Raw genomic sequence first — 20,023 nt, forward strand, 5'->3', positions numbered from 1 at the left:
TCTGACGAATCGCTCAATACAAAAAGAAGCGTGTAAACAGGGGTTAAATGGTGAATTGTTGGTCAACTAAACGGTCATGTTTATGGTTTAACTTTCCATCCTACCAGGTAAAGCGATAGAAATTAGTTGTGGCTTATCAGCGCCTGGCTATTCCGTTACCATTGCCGCCTTTTTTAACGACAGGAAGTGTGTTTTGTCCCATTCAGATGCAAAGTCGGCACAGGTCGCCGACACCTCATTGGCCTCTCATCGCAAAGTTCCACTGGATAATCAGGAGCTACGCAAAACCGGCTTTTGGCTTAATCAGGTATTTATGATTGTTTCCACCATAGTAGGTGTTTATCTCGCTGCTCAAAGTGGTTTACAGCAGGCTCTGACCTTTGACACTTACTCTAAAATGGAAGACAACTACTACCTGAGAATGTCTCTCTATGAAGAATTGAAAGACAACATTGGCGAAGTAGAACACTACGCCACCGACGTGCTGGCAAAAAGCCCGGCTTTACAGATCATCAAAGACAACCGGCCCCCCATGGATCTCTATGTGTGGGAGACCATGCGCTACCACCCTGCTACATTGGAGACCCCCAGTGAAATACTGACCGAAGTCAGGCGTTTTTATGGTAAGTCCAGGCAACTGATGGACAAGGCCGAAAAACGCAACTTAGGCGCGGCATACGCTGGTGAGCAATTAAAGCTTCTCACCGATCATATGCAGCAAAATGTATTGCCAGCCTTAGCCCATAGTGCAGAATCACTGCAACAAGCGCTAGCCGATGAAGGTGTAGTGATTGGTAGTTTAAAGGAGCTAAATCGTGCCGATTAAACCCTGCCCTCGTTGTAAGGACAAAATGCTCACTCCCACCAGCTATAAAACGGATGAAATCGATGTTTGCCAGGCTTGCGGTGGATTGTGGTTTGAGAAGGATGAAGTCAACCGCATGATTAACGAGCTGCATGAGGATGTGCCCGACAGTCAGTATACGGATCACTTCGGTAAACACCTAGGTGACAGCGAACTCAATTGTCCGGACTGTCATCAATCTTTGCAGCGTTACCACCTATTGGCCGATTATCATGCCGAGATTGACCATTGTCATGCCTGTGACGGTAGCTGGATTGACCGCAGCGAACTACGTGGAGTTCAGCAGAGTCCCGCCCTGCAAAGCGCACTGGCCACACTAAATGAGAAAATTAACTGGAAAACCTACCTTTTTCAGTTTCTGTCGCAGATGCCGGTGGAGTATAACCTTAAGCCGCGTATCCGCCCTGTGGTCAATTGGACATTGCTGCTGCTCAACGCATTGATTTTTGCTCTCTACTATTTCGATGAGCAGAGCTTTATCTGGACATTTCAGCACCTGGCCGCTGTTCCTTCACAGGTCTTGGCCGGTGAACATGCCTGGACCCTGCTGACCTGCATTTTCTTGCATGGATCATTACTGCATCTGGCTGGCAATCTGTACTTTTTGTATGTGGTGGGCGACAACCTCGAAGACGCCTTAGGGCATAAACGCTATCTGGGACTTTATTTGTTGTGTGGCCTGGCTGCCAGCGTCGTGGGCGCACTGGTCAGAAGTGGCAGCGATATTCCCTCAGTAGGTGCCAGTGGTGCCATAGCCGGTTTATTTGGTATGTACCTGATGTGGTTCCGCCACGCCAGCCTGACCTTTATGTTTGTGATTTTCCAGAAAAAGCTTTCGGCAGTCTGGTTCTTCGCCATTTGGGTAGCCTTTAATATCCTCGGCATGGCTTTAGGAGACACTGAAGTAGACTACGGTGCCCATTTAGGCGGATTTGCTACGGGCTTGTTGATTGGCTGGTGGCTGAAAGACAAAGTGCTTGCCGCCAATCCAATGATTTCGTTACTGAATCAACAAGAAACCGTGATCCGTCGCTAACCACAATCGGGTAGTTGTTTAAGCCAACTGCCCTGCATTGTCCGCTGATCCACATCAAGCCGACAATCTTCCTGATGCACTAGCATGCTATTGGTATTTCACGCTACATTGTGAAAATGCCAGTAAACAAGAAGGAAGTATCCATGGCAACAATTCGATTTTTAGGGGCAGCACAGGAAGTGACAGGTAGCTGCCATTTGCTGGAATCAGAACAGATTGGCAAAGTACTGTTAGATTGCGGTATGCATCAAGGCGGCGACATCATTGACCGCCTGGAAAATGAAGACTTTGAATTTAATCCCCACAGCATAGACGCCGTGGTGTTATCCCATGCACACCTTGATCACTCGGGCATGCTACCTAAACTGGTGAATCAAGGATTTAACGGCCCTATATACTGCACGCACGCCACAGTCGACTTGCTGGATGTGATGTTACGTGACTCAGCTGGCCTGTATGAGCGGGATTTAGAGCGTGAAAATCTGCGCCGTAAGCGTCAGGGCAAAAAGCTACTGAAACCCCAATATCGCATGCAGGATGTCGAGCATACATTAAGCCTTTGTGTCGGTTTGGATTACTGCGAACAGGTGTTGCTGGGCACAAATGCCAAGCTTCGTCTGCACGACGCCGGCCATATCCTTGGCTCGTCAATTGTTGAAATTACTTTTAATGAGCGGGGCCAAGACAAGTGTCTGGTATTCAGTGGCGATTTAGGTAAACGCAATGCTGTACTGATGAACGATCCCAGTTATCTTAAACACGCTAACCTGGTATTGATGGAAAGCACCTATGGCGACCGTGAGCATAAAAACGAAGATGACACCCTGGAGCAATTAGAGGGTATTCTGGCTGAAACCTGGCAACGCGGCGGCAATGTGATGATCCCCTCCTTCGCCGTAGGACGCACGCAAGAATTGCTGTTTTACTTAGGCTGTCTGCATCAACAAGGCAAACTCGATAATTGGCAGATTTTCCTCGATAGCCCCATGGCGATTGAAGTAACCCGCATTTATGAAAAGTGGGTTGAGCTGCTCGATCCTAAAGACACCGCACATCTGCATTTAGATCACCACAAACCGCTGGAAGATTTTCTGCCTAACCTGTTTATGGCCGTCACACCGGAAGATTCCATGGCCATCAACAAGATTGCCCGCGGCGCTATTGTGATTGCCGGCAGTGGCATGTGTAACGGTGGACGCATTCGCCACCACTTCAAGCAGCGCATCTGGAATAAGAACAATACCCTTATCTTTGTTGGCTTCCAGGCAAGAGGGACACTTGGTCGGGTATTGGTGGATGGTGCCAAGCATATCAAGCTGTTTGGTGAGCCTTATCTGGTCAAGGCCCGCATAGAAACCCTGGGCGGTTTTTCTGCCCACGCCGGTCAATCTGGTCTGATTAAATGGGTGAGTCAATTTAAGCCTCAGCCCAAGGTGGTGTTAGTACATGGTGAACCGCTGGCACAGCAGGCCCTGGCAAATAAATTGTGGGAAGAGCAACAATTAACGGTAGAAATCCCCAGGCAAAATCAAAGCATGGTGTTTTAGGGCGTAAATCATGATGCAACTGTTGGGTGCGCTGGGCTTATTTCTGCTCGGCATGTGGCTGATGACCGAAGGCTTAAAAATTGCCGGTGGCAAAGCCCTTGAACATATGCTGGGTAAATGGATCAGCAGCCGTCTGCGTGGATTTATAGCCGGTATTGTGGTGACCGGCCTGGTGCAGTCATCCAGCGCGGTAACGGTTGCCACTATTGGCTTTGTGAATGCCGGCTTGATGAGCTTCTCGCAGTCGGTTTGGGTGATTTTCGGTAGCAATGTCGGTACCACACTGACGGCCTGGTTAGTCACCCTTATCGGCTTTAAGCTCAATATGTCGGCAGTAACCTATCCACTTATTGGTATCGGAGCCCTGCTTAAGGTGTTTTCGCCCAAAGTAAGAGGACAGTCTTTAGGCATGGCACTTGCCGGCTTTGGCCTGTTGTTTATGGGTATCGATGCCTTGCAAACCAGCTTTAGTGCCATTCAGTTTGACCCGCAAACCCTAACACAATGGATCCACAGTCCAATATTAGTGGGTTTAGGGCTTGGCGTGGTTTTAACCGTGCTGACTCAGTCATCCAGTGCGGCCATTGCCATCATCCTGACCGCATCAGCCAGTGGTATGGGCGATTGGGAATTAGCCGCCGCTGCGGTTATTGGTGCGAATATTGGTACCACCTCCACCGCGCTGCTCGCCAGTCTGGGCGCCTCCAGCGGTGCCAAGCGTCTGGTCATGGCCCATGTTCTGTTTAACCTGCTCACCGGTGTGGCGGCACTGTGTCTGCTGCCAGTACTGACCTGGGGGTTGAGTGACTGGTTGGGCTCCGCCGAACATATGCCGATGTTCCTGGCGCTATTTCATACCGGCTTTAATTTGCTTGGTATATTACTGATGCTGCCCATGGAGCCAAGAATGTCAGCCTGGCTGCTGAAAAGGTTTCGTCGTGTTTCCCGCTATACGCATTTGGATGCCAACCTGGCCTCGGTACCTGAGCTGGCCCTAAGCGGCGTGCAAAAAGAAGTAGCCCTGCTGCGCTTAGCCATTCTAGAACTGCCCCAGCAACCTTCGGCCGATACCAAACTCGACGGTTTGCTGGGGCGGGTGGAGGAAACCCGCGATTTTATCAATAAAGCTGGCCGCAATACCCTGACAGAACCGCAGGGTGAAGGTTTTGAAGCAGCCGTGGCCGATTTACATGGCTTTGCAACAGCACTGGAGTCTTATGCGGAGTTTATTCAACATGCTGACGCCCTGAGCAACCCAGCCTATATGCAAGATATACAGGAATGGTTAGCACAGGTTCAGCAATTCGCCGACCTGCAACGGCAGATGGAGCAAGGATTAGATGAACCCTGGCGGGCATTGAATCAGGCATACCAGCAACTGCGACACAGGTTAATTCGTACCAGTATCAGCCAGCACCTCGATGCCGCCGCCCTGGAACAGGTGTTACGAGGACTGAGTGCCTGTCTGCGCTGCCAGCGCCGCATTTTGGAGGTAGGACAGGATGACAGGTTAACTGTCGTCCCTGAGGCAGCCTGAGGGGCTATATCACGCCCCTAAAAGGAATAACTTAACAATCGTTGCTTTTTAACCACTCATTTAGCAGTTTAATCTGCCCGCAGCGGTAAGCGGCATAGGTTATGCGTAACGCATTATTCAACAGTTCACCATCCGTCCAGCCGCTTTTTTCCGACAATTCTTTATAACAGTGCATACCTTTGGGGCTAACATAGCCCCTGACTTCCTTATTGCCTTTCTGGCGTTGTCTCTCACGGAAGCGGCGTTGTTTTTCGGCATTAATATTTGAAGCAGACATGGAACAACATCGTCAATCAAAAGAGAGCCAGTATCAGCTATTCGTCCGCCAAGCTCAATGGCCGGGCAATGTTATCCATCTGTTTACCCGGAAAATACCCCGGTTATAAGCCAAGGGTATAGGCTATTGATAATAAAACGACTGTTCAGAGTTGTTTAGCGCACAACTGTTCGCTAAATTAAGCCGCGAAATTTCTGCACTAACCTTCAAGTGAATTATGACTATTAGTAAAAACAGTTTTACCAAAGAAGATTTGCTGGCTTGTAGCCGCGGCGATTTATTCGGTCCTGGTAATAGCCAACTCCCCGCCCCTAATATGCTGATGATGGACAGAATTGTCAGCATCAGTGAGGAAGGTGGTGCGTTTGACAAAGGCCATATTATTGCTGAGCTGGATATCTCTCCGGACCTGTGGTTTTTTGACTGCCACTTCCCTGGCGACCCTGTCATGCCTGGGTGTTTGGGACTGGACGCCATGTGGCAACTCGTTGGTTTTTTCCTTGGGTGGTCTGGCGGCCCGGGTAAAGGTCGCGCGCTGGGCGTGGGTGAAGTGAAGTTTACCGGCCAAATCCTGCCTACCGCCAAGAAGGTTACCTACCGCATCGATATGAAGCGTGTAATCAAACGTAAGCTGTTTATGGGCATGGCTGATGGTTGTGTTGAAGTAGATGGTCGTAAGATTTACGAAGCGAAAGATTTGAAGGTTGGACTGTTCCAGGACACCAGCAACTTCTAACTGCGCTTAAAATGTCAAAAGCCCCATATCAGGGGCTTTTTTAATGGTTGAGACCGCGAAAAAGCGGCAAATTCAATTGAATGTCAGCGGTTTGCTAACCCGACACTTCTGTCTTCTTGCGCTGCCCGCCAACCTCCTAACCATTGAGACCGGGAATCTGTTGTTTGATAAGGACAATTTTCTTTGGAACGACCTGAGATGCCAGCTTGATACCCTTTTGCGTGTGCACGTGAAAGTTTATCTCTCTTCTGTCTTTTCATTAGATACCTCATCCGTAATTGAAAGTGTGATCGAACGACCACCCCTATGTGATATCGAATTCTGCGGCTTGGTTCAATGACACTTATCGCACCTATTCTGCATATGCTGTTAAGCGCATGATATTCGTTGAAATTTTTCTTACATCATTTTGTCATATTAGACGAATATACTGGCCTGTGGGGCATAAAGCTGATTTGACAAGGGATTTCAACGCGTTCGGTTATTTTTGATTAAAATGACGAAGGTAAAAGGCGTAAAACACCCAAGGTGAATGTCAGTCACGAGGCATGCAGAGAGAAAGCTTGTGCCCTGTTTTTAAGGCGCAAGGGGTAAACAGGTTGGAAAAATCGAGCTTGGTAGGTAGGAATTCGTTGCACCCGATCGTCTTCAATCAGGTGCAACTATTGGGTGATTAACGGCGACGTAGCAATCCACTTACGCCGAGCAGCCCTAGCAGCCACCAGCCGAAGCCTGCGCCCTGACGCTCAACCTTATCTTCACTGGCACTGCAATCGTCAATATCGCCACCTGGAACAGGCACCAGTTTCACCGCAACCACCGCCTCTTCCATAATTTGGTTACCGGCATCATCTAACTGAGGCTCACCTGTGATATCCAAAGAGGCACGCTTGTACGTTGCTGTGGCAGCAATTTCACCTGACTCATTGATGGCATTGGCTTGCACCAGAGTGTAAGGGCTATTGCAGCTAATCAGATCATTCAGATTCTGGAACTGTTTATCATTGATATCATATAAAAACGCATTGCGACGACGGACACTACCACCGATAGTGGACTCTACTTCTCCATCACCCACTACCTGACCTGCATCGTTAATATCTCTGGCCACACTGGCTGAGCCAGGGAAGAAATCGTCCGGATAGGTCATGGTTTGTTCATCAAAGTCATAAACGAAGAACTTGGTACGTTCAAAACCGTTTATTAGTTTGAGGGTGTAACCAATCACCTGATTATGGTTATTAATGCCAGTAGCCGCGCTCAGCAGGGGCTGCTGACTAAGGGTATAGCTGCTATACCGTTCTTCATTACCAATAATCACCGTCTTGTCTTCGGCATACACGGCGGCGTAGTTACGAATAACGTCTTCATAGTCCGGGTAGCTGGCATGGCTGATCCCAACTGCGATTCCATTGCTATTTACGTCCATGGCACGATTGGAGTAAAAATTAGTGTCATCTTCCTTGGGAGTGAAAGGAAGATCAAAGGTCTTGGTGTCTAACACCGCCCCTTGGTTATCAACTTTCCACAGCGTTGCACGGTTTTTGTAGTAGGTGTCCACGGTGGCCAGAGCCGGTCTGGCGCTCGTCAGACACCATTCAATGGGATGATCGCCGCGTTTTTCATCGTCGTTACAGTTTTCAATCGCCGTATCCAGACTTTCACGCTTGTCGATGGAACTGACACCTGCCACCCACAAATTGTCTGAAATCCCGCGCGCTTCACTGTACCCACCTAAGGTTGCATCAGCCGGTAACAATGGGCTTACCTGGCCATTGATACTAACAAAACCGCGGCGGTTAAAATCACGAATCAGGTACGTCAGCTCTTTATCAGACTCATTGGTGTAGTTAATCTTGTGATAAGGGGCCGAGCTGATACCGGCCATAGCACCATCAGCATTTAGGCGTCCGGGAGATACATCCACACTGCGGGTGAATCTGCCAAGTTCGGTATCAAATACATCAAATCCTGTTACTTCTTCGCTGCCATTTTGGTCAGCGATATACCCTAGGTAAGTACCCAATTGCTGAAAAAGTGGATTGCCTTTATTTCCCTCGACATAGGAATAAAGCACAACCAAATCTTTTTTACTGATGATGCCGTTTTTCACATCATCCGGGGCTTCCAGAAGATTAACCAGCGCCTCGTTATTTTCCAGATCCAGCAGGCTGACATCGATAGGAGGATTGTAGGGTGATTGCACAGTCAGCAGCACTTCGCCATCTGCACTAATACCATTGGCATAGCTATAAATGCCTTTATCGGCAGTTGCCAGTGGTACCACTTCATATGTAGCTGCCCAGAGGCCTGAGCTAATAAGGGCTAAACTCAGGGCGGAAAGTGGCAGTAACCTGTTTTTATTCATCTGAATTCCTGTTTTACTACAAGCACTTGTCTCATGTGCTACGACATACTATCTAATTCTTCCCATCTGGCAAACGCCGTTTCCAGCGCCTGTTGGGCCTGGGTGAGCTGTTCCAGCATGGTGGCGGTTTCATTGGGATCCTGCTTAAAGAAGTCCGGGTCATTAACCTGGCTTTCCAATGTCTGGATCTGTAGTTCCAGTGCCTCAATTTGGGTGGGCAACTGCTCAAGCTCTAACTGCAGCTTGTATGATAGCTTCTTGTTTTTCTGGACAGAAGCCTTTGGCGCAGCAGTTTGACTGGTGTTTTGTGGTTTAGTTTCCTGTTTAGCCTGATTTTGTTGCGCATACCAGGCCGTTACATCTGCATAACCACCAACAAACTCCCTAATCTTGCCCTCACCTTCGAAAAACAGGCAAGAGGTTACCACATTATCCACAAATTCCCGGTCGTGGCTGACCAGAATGACCGTACCCGGATATTGAGCCAGTGTTTCTTCCAACAGTTCCAGGGTTTCTACATCAAGGTCATTGGTCGGTTCGTCCAGAATCAACAAGTTACTGGGCTTAGCCAACAATTTTGCCAGCAACAACCTGTTGCGCTCACCGCCGGACAATGAACTGACCGGCGCACGAACGCGATCGGGTGTGAACAGATAATCCTGTAAGTAGCTAATCGCATGGCGGGTACGACCATTAATCGTAATTTCCTGCTTACCGTCCGCCACCGCATCAATCACTGTGGCATTGGGATTAAGCGCCTGCCGGTGCTGGTCAAAATAGGCCAACTCCAATGCCGTGCCCATACGCACATTGCCACTGTCGGGGGCAAGTTGCCCCAACAGCAGTTTGATCAGGGTACTTTTTCCGCAACCATTAGGGCCGATTAATGCCAGCTTGTCACCACGAAATACCGTTAAATCCAGGTTATCTACTATGGTTTGGCCTTCGATACGGTAATTTAAGCCTAAAGCTTCAAACACCAGCTTACCTGAGGCCTGACTGTCTGCCAGGCTGACTTTGGCTGTGCCCTGACGGTTACGACGCTCAGAATGTTCTTTACGCAAGGCCTTAAGCGCCCTAACCCGCCCTTCATTACGGGTTCGACGGGCCTTGATACCTTGACGTATCCACGTCTCTTCTTCAGATAACTTTTTATCAAACAACGCATTGTGCGTCGCTTCGACTTGCAGATCTTCGGCCTTTTTATCCAGGTACTGCTGATAATTGCCCGGGTAACTGACCAGAAAGCCACGGTCCAAATCAATGATACGAGTGGCAATGGCACGGATAAAGGCCCGGTCATGGCTGACAAACACCACAGTGCCTTTAAAATCCACCAATACCTTTTCCAACCATTGGATACTGGCGATGTCCAGGTGGTTAGTCGGCTCATCCAGCAACAAAATATCTGGATCGGTCACCAAGGCGCGTGCCAGGGCGGCCTTTCTGCGCCACCCACCTGACAAGGACGATAAAGGCTGCTCTGCTGGCAAGGATAACTGATTGAGTACCTGCTCAATGCGTTGCTCCAATCGCCAGGCATCCAGGCTCTCAAGCTCAGACTGCAAACGCTCCAGTTTATTCAGATTGGCATCCGATGGGTCCTGCGCCACTAAATGAGTATGATGGAAATACGCCTTAAGCAGCTCGCCAGACTCCGCTAAACCTTCTGCCACGTAGTCAAAGATACTTTGTTCGGCCAGCAGCGGCGGGTCTTGCTCCAGGCGGGCAATCACAATGCCGCCGGTGACGATACGCTGCCCGTCATCGAGCTGCATCTCGTCATTGATAATTTTCAGTAAGGTGGATTTTCCACAGCCATTGCGGCCCACCAAACACAGTCGCTCTGCCGGTTGAATCACCAGCTCCGCCTTGTCCAGCAGTACATGGGTACCGAAGGACAGTTGGGCATTTTTTAGTTGTAACAAACTCAAGATAAAAACTCTTTTAAAGCGTTGGCATCAAAAGGCCAGAAAAGCTCCCTGCCCTGGCGGTCTTTCAGCACAGGAATACTGTAGCGGTAAGTGGCGAATAGCTGTTCATCGTCCACAATATCTACCTTGGTCAGGCTTAGCTCTGGGGCAGTTTGCAATACCAGCGCTTCGGCTTCCTCGCAAAGATGACAGGCGATGGTACCGTACAAAATCAAATCAGTTGGCATGGGTAATCACCCAGCAATGATGAATTTTTGGATTACGTTTAAAGTCCTCCGGCAGGGTCTTGGCACTGATATTTTCAGCTTGCAGCCCCATCTCGGCTAAACCTGCTTCATCCAGTTTGAACTGACGCAGGTTATTGGAGAACACAATTTTGCCGCCCTTTCGCAGGCACTGCTTGGCATCTGCCAGCAGATTCAGGTGATCCCGCTGCACATCCCAGGTATTTTGCATACGCTTGGAATTGGAAAACGACGGCGGGTCGATAAAGATCAGATCATATTGCTGGCGATGGGTATGCAACCAGGCCAGGCAATCTTCCTGCTGAAAGCGGAACTGGTAAACGTTATTCAGCTTATTCAAAGAGAAGTTACGCTTGGCCCAATCCAGATAGGTACGGGACATATCCACAGTAGTGACACTTTTGGCACCGCCCAGCGCTGCATGCACAGACACCGACCCTGTGTAGGCAAACAAATTTAATACGTCTTTATCCTTACTCCACTGACGCACCAACTGTCGTGTGCTTCTGTGGTCGAGGAACAAACCGGTATCCAGATAATCTTTCAGGTTGACCCAAAAGCGCGCGCCATGCTCCCAGACCTGAATGTACTCTTTGTCGCTGGACAGCTTTTCGTATTGCTCTTTGCCTTTTTGTTGCTGGCGCACCTTAAGCACGATCTTGTCATGGCTCACCCCAAGAATCTTAGGCAAATGCAGCATGGCATCCATCAGGCGTTTACGGGTTTTGCTCTCAGGAATATTCTTAGGCGCGGCGTATTCCTGCACCACCACCCAATCGCCATAGCGGTCAATGGCCATATTATATTCAGGTAAATCCGCGTCATAGACCCGGTAGCAATCGCTGTCTAATTGCTTAATCCACCCTTTGAGCTTTTGCATATTCTTGGACAAGCGATTGGCAAAATCCTGACCCGCAGCGGCAGAAGACTCGCGAATCTCACAGTTTTTCTCATCCAGTACGAAATTGACTAACTGGCATTCCAGCTTACCGTTGATGATCTGGTATTCCTTGCCTGCCACCAGCTTTAGCTGGCGCAGTAAGTCACGGTTGGAGGTCAGAATAGACAAGTGCCAGTTGGCATAATGACGCTTTAGCTGCAATCCCCAGTCGTTAAACAGGGGTAACAATTCCGTCAGTTCACCCAAACGCTCACCATAAGGTGGGTTACTGACCAGGTATCCGGGTTCACCCGGACATTGCCAGGTACTGGCATCGCCGGTAGAGAATTGAATAAGCTCAGCAACCCCAGCAGCCCCGGCGTTTTGTTTTGCCAGTTGCACCATGGCTGGGTCGATATCATTAGCATAAAACTTGCGGGCCGGGCTGGTCACTGCCCGCTCAGCTTCATCAAACAAGCCTTGCCAGACGTCCGCCTGGTGCTTTTTCCAGTAAGTGAATCCCCATTGATTGCGCAGCAGACCCGGGGCTTGATTGGCCGCCATCAAGGCCGCTTCAATCACAATAGTGCCTGCCCCACACATGGGATCAGCCAGTGGTGCCTGACGATTCGCCGCCCAACCACTGCGATACAGCATAGCCGCCGCGATATGTTCCTTAACCGGCGCGCTGCCCGCTTTTAAACGATAATGGCGCTGGTGCAAACTGGCGCCGCTTAAATCCAGATAAACCCCGATATTGTCGCGCCATAAACGGCAGTGAATACGGATAGCCGGGCTGTCTTTACTGACGTTGGGACGCCGCTCAAACAGCTCCTGGAACTGATCCACCACAGCGTCTTTGACTTTTAGCGCGCCAAACTGACTATTATTGATGGCCTTGCTGGTACCGACGAAATCCACCACAAAACTATCGGTGACATTAAATTGTGCAGACCAATTCACACTGGATGCGACTTTATACAGCTGCTCTGCGTCCTGACAATCACCTTCTGCCAACCTAACCAGCACGCGATTGGCCAGACGCGACCACAGGCAAATGCGATAGGCATCGTTCAATTCACCATCAAACAGGATCTGACCTGGTTTATTTTTAAGTGATAAATGCGGACAGAGCTGAGCAATTTCCTGCGCCAGGAGATCGTCTAAGCCCTTGGAAGTGGTGATGACAAATGCGTACATGCCGGACCAGAGTAAAATTAAAGGCTGGGATTATAAGGGAAAAGTCAGGCTTTGTATGGATCAATTTGTCCGTTTAACAATAAGGTTCTGCCGGTCAATAAGCGAATGTGTTGTTACACAAGCGCAAGCCAGAAGCTGTTATCGCCCTGCAGTTGAAAGCCTTGCTTAATGAAAAAGCGTCGGGCCTGAAGATTCTGTTGATCAATATCGGCCAGTAAACGCTGAATACCTATTTCCCTGGCATAGGGTATAAGCGTGCTCAGGGCCTCTTGCATCAATCCTTTTCCCCAATATGCCGCTCCTAACAGACACCCTACTTCACACTGATTACGTGCCGTATTAAAACTGTGCAATCCGCAGGTGCCTATTAGCAACTCGGATTCTTTTAAGACTATCGCCCACTCAAAAGACTCGCCGCTAGCATACAAACAAGCAACGCTTTGCAGCATCTTTTGCATCATAGTGGTATCGGTAAATACGGGATCAGCGGCAAAACGCATTGTCTTAGGGTCACCATAAACACCAAGCAGTGCATCAACGTCAGAAGGAATGATATGGCGAAGATAAAGACGGTGCCCGCCCAAAGTAGGAAGCAATTTATTCGCCCCTGCCGTGCTGATCAGGCGAGCTTACGCAGGGGCTGCTGCTCAAAACAAGGTTCAAGACAATCCAACATAACCCGAATCGCTTCAAACTGTCCTAGCGCTTTACCATTACTCAGCGGTAACTGATCATCAAGCAATAAACACAGGCAACTACTTTGGTTATCCTCGACTACCCACACTTTGGCGCGCTGCTCACCGCAGGTTAACCAGGCCAAACGATGATGATGTCCGCCCTGCTGGTGGCGATCGAAGAACCAACTTTTTGGCATTAAGGGTTTATGGAAGCGCTGCGTAGCACAGACATTTATGGCGAGTTGTGTTTGTTGAGCGGCGCTGAGCCTAAGCGGGCAATGCTCAAGCTGATTGGCCACCTGGCTGTAGACTTCCAGATCCTGAAGGTCAAAGGATTCTTGCTCGTCCAATGCATAGGCCAGATGCTTAGTACGATAAGGGGTCAGGAACAGCATGTCGCCCAGCAACAGCGCCAGGCGGTCGTGCTGATGGTCGTAATACCAGCGCCAGTTGCTATCAGGTTGCAGCATCAGAAAGGTCCCTTTTTGGTTAGTTAACAAAGGCGGCCAAATGACGCCGCCTTATATTAATAACCTACATCCAAGCGGTTAATTTTATTAATAATTTATCCGCATAGACGCGTGGGATCCGCGCTGGATCTTTATAAGGATTCGAGGATCTCTTTGATCAAATCCGGCCCTTGATAGATCAGTGAGGAGTATATCTGGATCAGATCTGATCCCGCCGCGATCCGCGCTTTAGCCGCGTGCGGAGAATCTATCCCCCCTACCCCGATAATCGGCATGGCACCATCTAATGCCTTGCTGAGTTTTTGTGTAACCTGCAAGCTGACTTGAGTGAGCGGTGAACCACTTAACCCCCCGGCTTCATTGGCATGCTCCTGCCCTTCCACCAACTTGCGGTCCAAGGTGGTATTCGTTGCTATTACCCCATCCATGCCGGTTTGTACTAATGAGCGGGCAATATCAATAATCTCTTCATCGCTGAGATCAGGAGCAATTTTTACCAGCACAGGTACATATTTACCGTACTGATCGCTAAGTTGTTGTTGACGCTGTTTTAAGCCATTCAATAAATTGTCCAGCGCTTCGCCATATTGCAGGTTCCGTAACCCTGGCGTATTCGGTGATGAGATATTGATTGTTACATAGCTGGCATGAGCATAAACCTTGTCCAGGCAGTGCAGATAATCGTCCAGAGCCTGTTCTTCCGGTGTTACCTTATTCTTGCCGATGTTAATGCCAAGCACCCCTTTGTACTCTGCCCTTTTGACCTGCTCGACCAGATAATCCACGCCTTTATTGTTAAAGCCCATTCGGTTGATGATGGCCTGGGACTGGGGCAAGCGAAACAAGCGAGGCTTGTCGTTGCCCAGTTGTGGCCGTGGCGTTACGGTACCAACCTCAATAAAACCAAAGCCCATGGCGGCAAACGCATCAATACACTCGCCGTTTTTATCCAGGCCGGCGGCCAAGCCTAAGGGATTGCGAAAAGTCAGCCCAAGCAATTCCACAGGCTTTTCCGGTACGTGCTGCGCATAGATGCGATTCAGCAGATTACGCTGGCTGGCCTTTAGAAACGCCAAACTAAAATCGTGAGAACGTTCGGCATCTAAACTAAACAGCAGATCTCTTAACACAGAATACATAATGGCGTGGTTTCCTTAATAGCGGCTTAAAAACAGGCAATCGCCTACCCACGGACAAAAAAAGCCCCGGCTAAACCGGGGCATTATAGAGTATGCTCAAGCGACTGTCCCGCCCTTGGCGGGTGCAGCCCTTAGTGAGCTGATGAATTACTGCAGTTCAGGCTCAGCAACATCAGTTCACGCAGCGCCACTGAGAACTTGGCAAACTCGTGAGTGCTGCTGGTTTTGAACTCAGACATCATGTGATACCAGCGTTCCAGCAATTCATGATGGGTATCAATCCAGCTGTCCAGCAACGCCTGAGCGTCTTTGCTCTTGGGATCAAACTTCAGCAATACCGAGGTCAGTGAGCGTTGCTGCCAATCCAGTTCCTCACGGTAGGAGGCCCTGGCCAGTGCCTGCCAGTGGTTGCTGACCGACTGACGGTTGATTTGATCCAGGAACCAGTGCAGTTGCAACTTGTTACCCAGCTTGTAATACAAGCTGGCAACCAGCGCCACTTTCTTACCTTCCAGACAAGCAATCTGGGCCAAATCCAGACAGGAGAACAGGTTGCTTAGGCTCGCAACTTTATAGGCGATATCCTTAGGCACGCCAGCTTCGGTCATCACGCGGCACTTCTCTTCCAGTTCCTTGTATTCAGTCTCGACCAGGTAGTCCTGCAGATTCTTGCTCAAATCCTGCATGGTAGGCAGATAGAAGGCAATTGCATCATCAATTGACAAGCCTTTATTGCCATGGCGCAAATACCAGCGAGACGCGCGACGTAATGAACGGCGCATATCATCCAGCATTGCCAGTTGCATGTTGGCGTCGATCTTATTGTCGAGCTTCTCAATCTCACGCCACACGGATTCCATGCCAAAGATACCTTTAACCACGGAATAGGCATTGACCACTTCAGAGACACTGGCGCCGGTTTCTTCCTGCAAACGATGCATAAAGTTCAGGCCCATGTCGTTGATCATATTGTTGGTCAACTTAGTGGCTATGATTTCCCCTTTCAGTGGGTGCAAGGTCATTTGCTCGGCAAACTTGTCCTGCAGCATTTTCGGGAAAGCCGTAATCAGTAATCTGGCGTGATAAGGGTTTTCCGTGACTTCAGGAATATTCAGTTTGTCTTTCAGCACCATCTTGCCATACGCCATCAGCACGGCCAGTTCAGGGCGTGTCAGACCGCGATCAGAGGCTTGACGCTCAGACAACTCATCATCACTCGGAATAAATTCCAACTCACGGTTCAAACGACCTTCGCGCTCCAAGCCATGGATGAAACGCAGTTGTTCTTTAAGACGCGAGCCACCGCCAATTTCGGTAATAGAGATGGACTGGGTTTGACGATAACAGTCCTGCAATACAATTTGCGCCACATCATCGGTCATATCGTACAGCAGCTTATTACGCTGCTTGATGGTCATATCACCGTTTTGCACTAAGGTATTAAGCAGGATCTTGATGTTAACTTCGTTATCCGAACAATCCACACCACCAACGTTATCGATAAAGTCGGTGTTCATGCGTCCGCCGGCAGCACAGTATTCCACCCGGCCGAGCTGAGTACAGCCCAGGTTGCCGCCTTCACCAATAATCTTTGCTTTGATGTCTTTACCGTTTACACGCAAATCATCGTTGGCGCGGTCACCCACATCCGCATGGGTTTCCTTGGAGCCTTTCACATAGGTACCTATGCCGCCATTCCAAATCAGGTCAACCGGCATTTTCAAAATATTATGAATCAACTCACTGGGGGTCATGCTCAATTGCTTGGTTCCCAGCCATTTCTTCATTTCGGCCGTCAGCTTAATGGCTTTGTCAGCGCGGGAGAAAATGCCACCGCCCTTGGAAATCAGATCTTTGTTGTAATCGGCCCAGTTCAACGACGGGTCATTAAACAAACGCTGACGTTCTTCGTATGTCTTGGCCGCGTCTGGGTCAGGGTCGAAGAAAATATGCATATGGTTAAATGCAGCCACCAGGCGAGTATGCTTGGACAGCAGCATGCCGTTACCAAATACGTCACCGGCCATATCACCTATACCTATACAGGTGAAGTCAGTGGTTTGACAATCCACGCCGATTTCACGGAAATGACGTTTAACCGACTCCCAGCCGCCACGTGCGGTAATACCCATACCTTTGTGGTCGTAACCAACGCTACCACCCGATGCAAAGGCATCACCCATCCAGAAGTTATACTCTTCAGAAATGCCGTTCGCGATATCTGAGAAAGTAGCGGTGCCTTTATCTGCGGCAACCACCAAATAAGGATCATCTTCGTCTAAACGCACCACATCTTTGGGCGGAACAATTTCGCCCTGCACTATGTTGTCAGTGATATCCAGCAAAGAGCGGATAAAGATGCGGTAGCATTCCTTACCTTCTTCCAAAAATGCCTGACGGCCACCAGTGGTTGGCAGGTTCTTACAGATAAAACCACCTTTTGCACCAACCGGAACTATAACGGTGTTCTTTACTTGCTGTGCTTTTACCAGACCCAAGACTTCAGTGCGGAAGTCTTCCTGACGGTCAGACCAGCGCAAACCACCACGGGCAACGCGTCCACCACGCAGGTGCACACCTTCAACACGCGGTGAGTAAACAAAAATCTCGAACTTAGGCAGCGGCAGTGGCATATCAGGGATAAGCTCTGGCAGCATCTTAAAGGAGATATAAGGCTTGTCGTTACCCTGCTCATCTTTCTGGTAGAAGTTAGTACGCAGCGTAGCCATGACCATATCCAGATAACGACGAATAATACGGTCGTCATCCAGATTCGATACGTTATCCAGGCTTTCTTTCACCTGAGACAGCAGCGCTTCTTCTTTCTTCTCCGAACGTTTTACCGCCGGGTCAAAACGCTGTTCAAACAATTGCACTAACAAAATGGCGATATGCGGATACTTGTCCAGCGCTCTGGCGATATAGTCCTGGCTGAAAGAGCTACCGGTCTGACGCATATACTTGGCATAGGCGCGCAGAATAGTCACTTTACGACCAGGCAAGCCGGCACCCAAAACTAAACGGTTAAAGGAGTCATCCTCTAACTGCATGTACCAGACTTTTGAGAAGGCATCCTGGAACAGTTCCTGAGCCTGCTCCAGGCTCATTTTATTGCTGGAACTGTGCAACATGGAGAAATCCATGATCCAGTTGACCGTACCGTCACTAGCCTTGACCTGATAAGGGCTCTCGTCGATTACGCGTAACCCGAAATGCTCTAACATCGGCAATACGGCAGACAAGTGAATGGGCTGTTTGCGGTGGAACAACTTGAGTTTAACTACCGCACTATCGTCCGACTCTTCCTGTGGACGGTAGAACAGCATATCCAATGTACGCTCGTCATCCAGACTTTCCAGCTTCTCGATATCCACTACCGTAGTGGTCGGTAGATTCTGTTCGGTATAGCTGCGGGTAAAGGCATTATCGTACTTCTGATCAAGCTTCTTGCCTTTGGCTTCACCGTAGCTGGCACGCAGCGCACTGCTTAGCTTGTCATTCCAGCTCTTAGACAGCTCGATAATATTCTTTTCAATTTCCTTCACGTCGATTTCCACGTTGTTGTTCTTCACGCGCACCATATAGTGAGTGCGGGCATAAACGGACTCGGAGAAGAAGGTAGTGAATTCCACGTCCTGCTCGCTACCGAAGGATTTTTTCAGTAAAGCCTGGGTGTCTTTACGCAGTTGGGTGTTGTAGCGCTCTCTGGGCACAAACACCATGCACGAGTAGAAACGCCCAAATACATCACGACGCACAAATAAACGGGAAATACCACGTTCCTGCATCTGGAAAATACCCAGGGCAATTTTGCCAAGCTCATCTTCATTGGCCTGCAGCAATTCATCACGCGGGTAAGTTTCCAGAATATTCAGGAAGGCTTTGTAGGCGTGCGACGACTTGTCGAATGCAGAGTTGTCGCACATACGGGAAATTTTTTCTTTCAACACGGGCACATCACTGGCACCGGCGTTGTAGAAGGCAGACGAGTACAAACCGATAAAGCGGTGCTCGCCCACTACATTACCTTCGTTATCAAATTCTTTGATTCCGATGTAATCCATGTAGGCCGGGCGATGAACCCTGGATTTGGTGTTGGTCTTAGTCAGAATCAACGGATTCTGACTCAGGGTCTCTTCCCTGGCCGACACCGGCAAGCGCGACAATAAACGATCACGGTTGCTCACAGAGTTTTTCATCAAACCCAAGCTGCTGTCGTTGTCAGCAATCCAGCGATGATCACCTTCCACGGCTTTTGCCTGATAATGGCGATAACCCATAAAGGTGAAGTTGTTGTTGCGGATCCACTTCAGGAAGGTATGCACCTCCTTTTGCGCCGCGCTACCCGCTGGGCAGGGCTGCTTGGCGTAATCTGCAATCACAGCATCTATTCGTTCATTCATCGGCATCCAATCAGACACCGCCAACTGCACTTCATCCAATACGGAATGCAGTTCTTTTTCAATATCTTGCAGCGCTTTCTTACTGGTCTGACGGTCAATTTCCATCAGGAACACGGTCTGCTTGGTAACACCTTTACTCTTGGCGTCTTGCAGGGCTTCCAGTTTATGGTCTTTAGCGCGTTTTACACCAATTGGCGTATGCAGCATCAAGTGGGCGGTGATGCTCAGGCGGTTAATTGCCATACGCACCGAATCCACCAGAAACGGCATATCATCAACGATGATTTCAATAATAGTGTGGGAAGACTGCCAACCGTGCTTAGCAATTTCCGGATTAAATACACGAATAAAAGGTTCTTTATCGTGGTAGTCAACAAACTCATTCCACAAACTCAGCGTGGCACCATACAGATCGCTGTCCACCCTGTTTTGCAAATCATCCTTTGAGATGTTTTTAAACAGAATTTGCGCGAACTGCTCCACCAGTGGCGACTGTGCCTTGTCGACTTTCTTGCGGATCAATGAGTACACATTTTCGAGGAGTACAGAGTGCTGGCTATTTGCAACCGTCATTTTTATACCTTGTCATGCGGGCTTTGTAGGGCGAATTTTAGTATACCAATTCACTTTCAGTAATTTTCGCTCAGCGGAATCAGTAATAAAGAACTGAGATCTATACAAATTCTGAGTATTGTCCCCTATTCCCTAA

Annotated in this window: 15 protein-coding genes; 5 read left to right on the forward strand and 10 right to left on the reverse strand. The window is 49.1% G+C overall.

The window, feature by feature from the left end; translation table 11 throughout:
* The first annotated feature begins 193 nt into the window (after positions 1 to 193).
* The 4 genes from KJY73_RS09225 (at position 194) to KJY73_RS09240 (ending at position 4,985) form a co-directional block, all read left to right on the forward strand.
* Positions 194 to 826, forward strand: a complete 633-nt coding sequence (locus tag KJY73_RS09225) for a hypothetical protein (RefSeq protein ID WP_232848438.1) — start codon at positions 194 to 196, stop codon at positions 824 to 826.
* Positions 816 to 1,901: a rhomboid family intramembrane serine protease gene (locus KJY73_RS22005; RefSeq protein ID WP_214343067.1), complete on the forward strand. Its 1,086-nt coding sequence runs from the start codon at positions 816 to 818 to the stop codon at positions 1,899 to 1,901. The genes KJY73_RS09225 and KJY73_RS22005 overlap by 11 nt, the downstream gene beginning before the upstream one ends.
* A gap of 143 nt (positions 1,902 to 2,044) precedes the next feature.
* Complete coding sequence (locus KJY73_RS09235) at positions 2,045 to 3,448, forward strand: MBL fold metallo-hydrolase RNA specificity domain-containing protein (RefSeq protein ID WP_214343070.1); 1,404 nt, start codon at positions 2,045 to 2,047, stop codon at positions 3,446 to 3,448.
* Positions 3,449 to 3,458: 10 nt separating this feature from the next.
* Entirely contained in the window at positions 3,459 to 4,985 is a 1,527-nt protein-coding gene (locus KJY73_RS09240; RefSeq protein WP_214343072.1) for a Na/Pi cotransporter family protein, read from the forward strand.
* Positions 4,986 to 5,016: 31 nt separating this feature from the next.
* Here KJY73_RS09240 and KJY73_RS09245 read toward each other — a convergent pair whose 3' ends face one another.
* The gene (locus KJY73_RS09245) at positions 5,017 to 5,262 is read right to left on the reverse strand and encodes a hypothetical protein (RefSeq protein WP_206594390.1); all 246 of its coding nucleotides are present in this window, start codon (positions 5,260 to 5,262) and stop codon (positions 5,017 to 5,019) included.
* Positions 5,263 to 5,479: 217 nt separating this feature from the next.
* Between KJY73_RS09245 and fabA the strand changes: the two genes are divergently transcribed.
* Entirely contained in the window at positions 5,480 to 5,998 is a 519-nt protein-coding gene (gene fabA / locus KJY73_RS09250; RefSeq protein WP_206594391.1) for a 3-hydroxyacyl-[acyl-carrier-protein] dehydratase FabA, read from the forward strand.
* Between the two features lie 83 nt (positions 5,999 to 6,081).
* On the opposite strand, the gene rmf is transcribed toward fabA, so the two are convergent.
* The 9 genes from rmf to KJY73_RS09295 form a co-directional block, all read right to left on the reverse strand.
* The gene (rmf, locus tag KJY73_RS09255) at positions 6,082 to 6,258 is read right to left on the reverse strand and encodes a ribosome modulation factor (protein ID WP_188694402.1); all 177 of its coding nucleotides are present in this window, start codon (positions 6,256 to 6,258) and stop codon (positions 6,082 to 6,084) included.
* 413 nt (positions 6,259 to 6,671) lie between these two features.
* Positions 6,672 to 8,366 (reverse strand): DUF3466 family protein, encoded by a 1,695-nt coding sequence (locus KJY73_RS09260; protein WP_214343073.1) that lies wholly within the window; start codon positions 8,364 to 8,366, stop codon positions 6,672 to 6,674.
* Positions 8,367 to 8,404: 38 nt separating this feature from the next.
* Positions 8,405 to 10,300, reverse strand: coding sequence for an ATP-binding cassette ATPase Uup (gene uup / locus KJY73_RS09265; protein WP_214343074.1), 1,896 nt, complete (start codon positions 10,298 to 10,300; stop codon positions 8,405 to 8,407).
* Positions 10,297 to 10,527, reverse strand: coding sequence for a glutaredoxin family protein (locus tag KJY73_RS09270; RefSeq protein WP_206594394.1), 231 nt, complete (start codon positions 10,525 to 10,527; stop codon positions 10,297 to 10,299). Before KJY73_RS09270 ends, uup begins: the two co-directional genes overlap by 4 nt.
* A complete protein-coding gene (rlmKL, locus tag KJY73_RS09275) occupies positions 10,517 to 12,625 on the reverse strand; it encodes a bifunctional 23S rRNA (guanine(2069)-N(7))-methyltransferase RlmK/23S rRNA (guanine(2445)-N(2))-methyltransferase RlmL (RefSeq protein ID WP_214343075.1) in 2,109 nt (702 codons plus the stop codon). The genes KJY73_RS09270 and rlmKL overlap by 11 nt, the downstream gene beginning before the upstream one ends.
* Before the next feature lie 113 nt (positions 12,626 to 12,738).
* Positions 12,739 to 13,221 carry a GNAT family N-acetyltransferase gene (locus KJY73_RS09280; RefSeq protein ID WP_214343076.1) on the reverse strand — a complete coding sequence of 161 codons (483 nt, stop codon included), beginning with the start codon at positions 13,219 to 13,221 and terminating at the stop codon, positions 12,739 to 12,741.
* A 23-nt stretch (positions 13,222 to 13,244) separates the two neighbouring features.
* Positions 13,245 to 13,772 (reverse strand): cell division protein ZapC domain-containing protein, encoded by a 528-nt coding sequence (locus KJY73_RS09285; RefSeq protein ID WP_214343077.1) that lies wholly within the window; start codon positions 13,770 to 13,772, stop codon positions 13,245 to 13,247.
* A 131-nt stretch (positions 13,773 to 13,903) separates the two neighbouring features.
* Positions 13,904 to 14,911: a quinone-dependent dihydroorotate dehydrogenase gene (pyrD, locus tag KJY73_RS09290; RefSeq protein ID WP_214343078.1), complete on the reverse strand. Its 1,008-nt coding sequence runs from the start codon at positions 14,909 to 14,911 to the stop codon at positions 13,904 to 13,906.
* Positions 14,912 to 15,042: 131 nt separating this feature from the next.
* A complete protein-coding gene (locus KJY73_RS09295; RefSeq protein WP_214343079.1) occupies positions 15,043 to 19,887 on the reverse strand; it encodes an NAD-glutamate dehydrogenase in 4,845 nt (1,614 codons plus the stop codon).
* Between the last annotated feature and the right edge of the window lie 136 nt (positions 19,888 to 20,023).

Source organism: Bowmanella yangjiangensis (assembly GCF_018531185.1).
GTDB classification, from domain to species: Bacteria; Pseudomonadota; Gammaproteobacteria; order Enterobacterales; family Alteromonadaceae; genus Bowmanella; species Bowmanella yangjiangensis.

Bases quoted from the DNA above. Each gene is read 5' to 3' on its own strand.
- KJY73_RS09285 (WP_214343077.1), bottom strand. From the start codon at position 13,772: ATGCTGCAACCTGATAGCAACTGGCGCTGGTATTACGACCATCAGCAC.
- KJY73_RS09295 (WP_214343079.1), bottom strand. From the start codon at position 19,887: ATGACGGTTGCAAATAGCCAGCACTCTGTACTCCTCGAAAATGTGTAC.
- rmf (WP_188694402.1), bottom strand. From the start codon at position 6,258: ATGAAAAGACAGAAGAGAGATAAACTTTCACGTGCACACGCAAAAGGG.
- pyrD (WP_214343078.1), bottom strand. From the start codon at position 14,911: ATGTATTCTGTGTTAAGAGATCTGCTGTTTAGTTTAGATGCCGAACGT.
- KJY73_RS09240 (WP_214343072.1), top strand. From the start codon at position 3,459: ATGATGCAACTGTTGGGTGCGCTGGGCTTATTTCTGCTCGGCATGTGG.
- KJY73_RS09245 (WP_206594390.1), bottom strand. From the start codon at position 5,262: ATGTCTGCTTCAAATATTAATGCCGAAAAACAACGCCGCTTCCGTGAG.
- fabA (WP_206594391.1), top strand. From the start codon at position 5,480: ATGACTATTAGTAAAAACAGTTTTACCAAAGAAGATTTGCTGGCTTGT.
- KJY73_RS09235 (WP_214343070.1), top strand. From the start codon at position 2,045: ATGGCAACAATTCGATTTTTAGGGGCAGCACAGGAAGTGACAGGTAGC.
- KJY73_RS09270 (WP_206594394.1), bottom strand. From the start codon at position 10,527: ATGCCAACTGATTTGATTTTGTACGGTACCATCGCCTGTCATCTTTGC.
- KJY73_RS09260 (WP_214343073.1), bottom strand. From the start codon at position 8,366: ATGAATAAAAACAGGTTACTGCCACTTTCCGCCCTGAGTTTAGCCCTT.
- rlmKL (WP_214343075.1), bottom strand. From the start codon at position 12,625: ATGTACGCATTTGTCATCACCACTTCCAAGGGCTTAGACGATCTCCTG.